The following is a 1148-nucleotide window of genomic DNA, read 5'->3' on the forward strand; positions in this document are numbered from 1 at the left end:
CTCATGACTCCAGCATCCGCCCTCCGGGCGGATTCCGCACCGGCGATCTCGGTGCCGGCGGGTGCCCGGGGGGCGGACCTCGATGAGATCAGGCCGACGCGACGAGGGTTCGCCAGTCACTCGCGCGCGCATCGATCGGCGAGCCGTTCGCGATGCGCGCCGTGCGCGAAGCCGGATCGAGTTGCACGGTCGCGAGGGTCGCCCAGCGCTCCCCGAATGGCAGCGTCAGGTCGGGACGATGGCAGAGCAACGGTTGCCCCGGATCGGAGTAGAGGAACGCGAGCAGCTCATCGTCGGTTCGCGGCTCCGGGTAGTCGGCGAGACGGCTCGCGATGAGGTCGTAGCGCTCGCCGGAGTCGGGTTGGTAGATCTCGGTCTTCTCATCGGCCTGGGCCTCGCGGCTCAGGAAGTGGTTGGTGCGCACCACCACGCCGTCGACGGGTTCGACCACGAACACCCCGATCGGCGTGATGTCGGTGGTGACGACGCGCTCGGTGTCGAGCAGGGTGAACGAGCTCGAGGCGCTGCGGGGCGCGTCGCGCACGAGTTCGACCGCCTCCTTCACCGTGGCCGCCTCCTCGAGCACGGTCGCCGACAGCACGTGCACCGGCACGCCGCCGGCGCCGTCGGTTCGGTGCCCCAGGATGTTGAAGTGCAGCGCGAGACCGGCGCTGTTCACGCCGATCTTGCCGAGCATCCCGTGCTCGGTGAGGCCGGCGAAGTCGTGGCGGCCTCCGCGCGTCTCGTGGGTGTGCCATTCGCCGTCGAGCTGGTGGTGCCAGTCCCAGGTCTGCAGCCCGAAGGTGCGCACGGTGCCGTCGCCGAGCTCCACCCGACGCCCGATCGTCGAGCATTCGCCCGGAGCCGCGCCGACTCCCTGCGACAGGATCTCGGTGCGCGCGTTCAGCGCATAGACGTGCCACGGCTCGACGCCCGCACCGGCGGCGATGCCGTCCATCTCGGCGAGGCGTTCCGGGCGCCACCCGGCGACGGCGTCGGCGCAGCGCAGCGCGAACTCGCGCACTGCGCCCTCGTCGAGTTCGTACTTGGCGAAGAGCTCCAGATATGTCCGCAGTCCCGCGGGCAGGGCAGCGCTGAGCTGTCGCCCCCGCTCACGACCGCGCTCGAGTGGGTCGCTGCCGTTCGCG

The 1148-nt window shown here is 70.9% G+C and carries 1 protein-coding gene; it reads right to left on the reverse strand.

All coding sequences use genetic code 11. The features are described from left to right. Window positions 1–88: 88 nt before the first annotated feature. Window positions 89–1148: C45 family autoproteolytic acyltransferase/hydolase (locus ACFWWU_RS37370; RefSeq protein ID WP_384153702.1), on the reverse strand; the 1060-nt coding region annotated here is incomplete at its 5' end.

This window comes from Streptomyces sp. NPDC058650, from assembly GCF_042717315.1.
Taxonomy (GTDB): Bacteria; Actinomycetota; Actinomycetes; order Streptomycetales; family Streptomycetaceae; genus Streptomyces.